Genomic DNA, 4131 nt, shown 5'->3' on the forward strand with positions numbered 1-4131 from the left:
GCTAACAAATAAGTATGCAGAGGGACTACCAGGAAAACGTTACTACGGTGGTTGTGAATTTGTAGACCAAGCAGAACAAATAGCTATTGACCGTATTAAACAGCTTTTTGGTGCAGAAATGGCTAATGTACAGCCCCATTCTGGCGCACAGGCTAACTTTGCCGTCTTTTTAACTCTTCTAGAGCCTGGAGACACCATTATGGGTATGGATTTATCCCACGGTGGACACCTCACCCACGGCTCTCCTGTAAACTTTTCAGGTAAATGGTTTAACGTCGTTCAGTATGGCGTAAACAAAGAGACTGAAAGACTAGATTTTGACCAAATTCGCGAAATTGCCCACAAAGAAAAACCCAAATTAATTATTTGTGGTTACTCAGCCTATTCCCGTACTATTGACTTTGCCAAATTTAGAGAAATTGCTGATGAGGTAGGAGCTTACTTACTGGCAGATATTGCTCACATTGCAGGATTAGTCGCGACAGGACATCATCCCAACCCTATCCCCTACTGTGATGTCGTTACTACCACCACCCACAAAACCCTCAGAGGCCCTAGAGGTGGTTTAATTATGACTAAAGACGCAGAGTTGGGTAAAAAGCTCAATAAGTCAGTATTCCCTGGAAGTCAAGGAGGTCCTTTAGAACACGTAATTGCAGCTAAAGCAGTGGCTTTCGGCGAAGCCCTGAAACCTGAATTTACAACCTATTCTGGTCAGGTGATTGAAAATGCTCAAGCGATGGCAGAAGGTTTCAAAGAAAAAGGCATTAAATTAGTTTCTGATGGTACTGACAACCACTTGATTCTTCTGGACTTACGTAGTGTCAACATGACAGGTAAAAAAGCAGATCGTCTAGTCAGTGAAATCAACATCACGGCAAATAAAAATACTGTGCCTTTCGATCCAGAATCACCCTTTGTCACGAGTGGCTTACGCCTTGGTTCACCTGCAATGACCACTAGAGGTATGGGGGCGACAGAATTTAAAGAGATTGCTAACATTGTGGCAGATTGCTTGCTTAACCCCGAAGATGAGGCAATAAAACAAGATTGCTTACAAAGGGTTACCAGTTTATGCGATCGCTTTCCTCTGTACCCCTATTTACAAATTCCTGTAACTGCTGGGGTCTAAAGGAAACACTACCAACCTCACATCAAACACTTATACCTCAGATGCCCGTAGAACTATACCATCTGATTGCCTTCCTAATTTCTGTAACCGTTGTTTTATGGACGATTCCCGATGTTAAGACTGTTGCTCTTAGGTTGGGAATTGTCGATAAGCCGAATGCGAGAAAAATTCATAAAGCCCCCGTTGCTCGTGTCGGCGGGGTTTCCATCTTTGCTGGCACAATTATTGCCTTGCTGATTGTGTGGCGGTTAGGAGGCTTTGCTGCCATCCCAATAGAGCAACACGGAGAAATTTGGGGGCTTATTCTGGGCAGTATTTTATTTTTTTGTATTGGGTTTGCAGACGATATTTTAAGCTTATCTCCTTTTTCCAGATTGTTTATGCAGATAGTAGTTGCTACTATGTCATGGTCAATGGGAGTCAGGATTGACTTTTTATCTGTTCCTTTTAACGAACTGATTCATACCGATGTTTTAAGCCTACCGATTACAGTTATTTGGCTAGTGGGTATGGCTAATGCAATCAACTGGATTGATGGAGTAGATGGTTTAGCAGCAGGAGTATCTGGCATTGCAGCCGTGGTAATGCTCATTGTGACTCTTTTTATGAAACAACCCACTGCTGCTTTAGTGGCTGCTGCTTTAGCTGGCTCTGCTTTGGGCTTCTTACGTTACAACTTTAACCCCGCTCAAATTTTTATGGGAGACGGGGGAGCTTACTTTATGGGTTTCACCCTTGCAGGTGTTGGGGTAATAGGTTTAGTAAAAGCTACCGCCGTAACTGCCGTTTTGTTACCTTACCTGATTTTAGCCGTGCCTATTTTAGATATGTCCGCAGTTATTTTGTCTCGTATTAGTAAAGGAAAATCCCCTTTCATAGCAGATAAAAGTCATCTGCATCACTGGTTACTCAATGCAGGTATTTCTCAACGTCTAACAGTTCTATTTATCTATGCCCTAACCCTTTGGGTAGGCAGTTTAGCACTAGGTTTTTCCAATATTCCTAGTGGTTGGGGGTATGCTATAGCTGCCACAGCACTTTTGGGATATATTGGCTGGCAGGTATATCGTAATCGTCAAATACAAATAGAGCGAACCAAAGATCTTAGTAATCATAAATCGAAGGTTAATAGTAAATAATGTTTGGTTAATGGTTGGTTGTTAGAGACGCGATATATGCTGGGCTGTACAGTCCGTTCGTTGTTTGTTGTCAATTACTGATTAGGTGTTTCCTACAATCTATAATCCTGATATAACTGATTAGGTGTTTACTGGCTACTAAAAATGAGTGCAGAAATTATTTGTATTGGCACTGAACTATTACTGGGGGATATACTGAATACGAATTGCCATTATTTAGCTCAAGAATTAGCTAGCTTAGGCATTCCTCATTACTATCAAACTGTGGTAGGAGATAATCTGGCTCGAATTCATCAAGTTATCGATACTGCGATCGCCCGTTCTTCAATTCTCATTTTTACTGGTGGTTTGGGACCAACTCCTGACGATTTAACCACAGAAGCGATCGCTAGTTTTTTCAATACTTCTTTAGAAGAAAGACCAGAAATCATTACCGATATTACGAAAAAGTTTGCTAGCATCGGGCGAAAAATGACTTCCAGTAATCGCAAACAAGCTTTAATACCCCAAGGAGCGCAAATACTTCCTAACCCTTCAGGTACCGCCCCAGGAATGATCTGGGAAGTATCAAAAGAAAGCCAAGATTCTCTAACCATCCTTACTTTCCCTGGTGTCCCTTCAGAAATGAAACGGATGTGGCGCGATACTGCTATTCCTTTCTTGAAAAGCCAAGGTTGGGGTAAAGATATCATTCATAGTCAGATGTTGCGTTTTCGCGGAATCGGAGAATCAGCCTTAGCTGAAAAAGTAGCACCTTTATTGGAGTTAACTAATCCTACCGTTGCGCCTTATGCATCTAGAGGAGAAGTTCGTTTACGAGTTTCTGCTAAAGCTAAATCAAAAGCAGAAGCAATCGCCCTGATCGAACCTGTGGCACAAAAAATTCAAGAAATTGCAGGTTTAGACTACTTTGGTAGTGATGAAGAAAGTTTAGCAGTAGTAGTCTGCAAATTGTTAAGCGATCGCAAAAAAACTTTAGCTGTGGCAGAATCCTGTACTGGCGGAAGTTTAGGAGCAATGTTAACAGCAATTCCAGGTAGCTCCCAATACTTTAAAGGAGGTATTATTGCTTATGCGAACGAAGTTAAAACCCGTCTTTTAAAAGTAAATACCACAGATTTAGACCAATTTGGCGCAGTCAGCGATTTGGTTGCTCAACAAATGGCGCAAGAAGTAAAGCAAGTTTTGGGTACAGATTACGGCATCAGTATTACAGGTATAGCAGGACCCGATGGCAGTACAGAAACCAAACCTGTAGGCTTAGTTTATATTGGATTAGCTACTCCTAACGGTCAAGTAAGTAGCAAAGAATGTCGTTTTGGTGACCGAAGAGAACGTTCTCTGGTTCGCCATTTAAGTGCTTATACTGCTCTCGATATTATCCGTCGGCAAATTTTGAGCTTTTAAACTGTTTGATCCCAAATCTTGTTAAGATAGACCATTTAAAATCTGTGTAAAGGCGTGATGGGCGTGATGAGCAGAAGATTTTTCATCCATTGAACACTCTCAATTTAAAAATGGGTTTTAAGAATCGGATTTATAGCGTTACGTATTAACGTTAAGACGGGGCGTACAAGCACCGCCCTTCGAGGACGGTGTCAGCCCCTTACATTTTTGGGCATTTTAATCAAAAAACTCATTACTTATTACTCATTACTTATTACTTCCGATCTCGTAAATTTTAATGTCCGTCTTGGTGCGCGTTCCCTTGCCCTAAAGGATTCCTTCGGTCACCCTAAAGGACTTCCTTCGGTCGCGCACTTACGTCGGCGCGGGGGTGGATAGGGGAGACTTTTCTGGTTTGAGATTTTGCTGCCAACAGTTGTCTATGGTTGGTTGAAGTCTCCCCATCCCCGCGCA

3 protein-coding genes are annotated in these 4131 nt (G+C 42.0%); all 3 read left to right on the forward strand.

The window, feature by feature from the left end; translation table 11 throughout:
* Positions 1-1132 (forward strand): serine hydroxymethyltransferase (glyA, locus tag H1P_RS31460; protein ID WP_144875149.1); only part of this gene is annotated, 1132 nt, incomplete at its 5' end.
* A 41-nt stretch (positions 1133-1173) separates the two neighbouring features.
* Positions 1174-2271: a glycosyltransferase family 4 protein gene (locus H1P_RS31465; protein ID WP_144875151.1), complete on the forward strand. Its 1098-nt coding sequence runs from the start codon at positions 1174-1176 to the stop codon at positions 2269-2271.
* 144 nt (positions 2272-2415) lie between these two features.
* A complete protein-coding gene (locus tag H1P_RS31470) occupies positions 2416-3678 on the forward strand; it encodes a competence/damage-inducible protein A (protein ID WP_144875154.1) in 1263 nt (420 codons plus the stop codon).
* The last annotated feature ends 453 nt before the right edge of the window (positions 3679-4131 follow it).

Source organism: Hyella patelloides LEGE 07179 (genome assembly GCF_900659865.1).
In the GTDB taxonomy this organism is placed as follows: domain Bacteria; phylum Cyanobacteriota; class Cyanobacteriia; order Cyanobacteriales; family Xenococcaceae; genus Hyella; species Hyella patelloides.